Raw genomic sequence first — 1,078 nt, forward strand, 5'->3', positions numbered from 1 at the left:
AAAGTGTTGTTTGAAGGTTACACAATACATAATTTTGTAACCTTTTTTTAGGGTCTAGAATTGGTAGATATTGACTTTTAGAAAAAATATGATAGTATACCATCTATCGAAACCCTAGAAAGAAAATATCCAAAATTACCATCTATCCCTCAGTATAGAGTAGGTGTTATACGATTCGTTCGTTGGATCGGTAATAGACCTATAAATGAGGAATCTCTAAGGGAATATTTCCAGAACCTTAAAAAAGAATATTCTCCAGCTACCATCATGTTAGCAAAGACTTCAGTCAAACTCTGGATTCTCAAGAATCATCCACAAAGGTCTAATATGGTATTCAGAAACGCCATAGAGTGCGTTTTCAGAGAGATTAAGGTGCCTAAACCAAATATATCGCTAACGGACTCCAAGCTCTTGAGTGAAGATGAAATAAAGCTTCTAATTGCTAAATTACCTCCCAAGTATAGTCTCATAGTTCGGGCACTTTATGGCACTGGATGTAGGGTATCTGAATTACTAGGCATAAAATTGAAGGATTGCCAGACTTTAAAGACTCATACAGAGGTTAAGGTTATCGGAAAAGGTGGTAAGGAAAATGTTCTGATCATTTCAAAGGGATTATTCAAAGAAATCAAAAACGAATTTAAGGGTAGATTTTATTTATTTGAAAATGTTAAAACAGGTAAACCACTTACACGTCAGTTAGTTCATAGAACATTACAAAGAGTAGGTATCCAGGAATTGGATAGGAAAATTCATCCTCACCAAACTAGGCATAGCCGTATATCTCATCTTTTAAAAAATGGAAAGCCTTTGGATGCTGTGTCCAGGTTTGCGAATCACTTTGATTCATCCTTTACTGCAAAAGTCTATGGGCATAACAAATTAACGTCTAAAGAAATTCTTGAGACGGCTATATCATAATTTAAGTTTCCTTGTATTTGTAATAAATACTTCAAGTAATCATAATTTCCTCCTTTTTATATTCTAAGATTTACAGACTCAGTTATTTCCTTAGGTAGTCAGGTTAATTCCTCATTTAATTAGTAGCGAAATGGTGTTTTGATATTTGGAATTCTTA

At 33.8% G+C, this 1,078-nt stretch carries 1 protein-coding gene; it reads left to right on the plus strand.

Features of this window, described 5'->3' with window-relative positions:
• Positions 1-411 precede the first annotated feature (411 nt).
• Positions 412-921 carry a tyrosine-type recombinase/integrase gene (locus EHQ47_RS04985; RefSeq protein ID WP_167483262.1) on the plus strand — a complete coding sequence of 170 codons (510 nt, stop codon included), beginning with the start codon at positions 412-414 and terminating at the stop codon, positions 919-921.
• Positions 922-1,078: the final 157 nt, after the last annotated feature.

The sequence above is a fragment of the Leptospira bourretii genome, assembly GCF_004770145.1.
GTDB classification, from domain to species: domain Bacteria; phylum Spirochaetota; class Leptospiria; order Leptospirales; family Leptospiraceae; genus Leptospira_A; species Leptospira_A bourretii.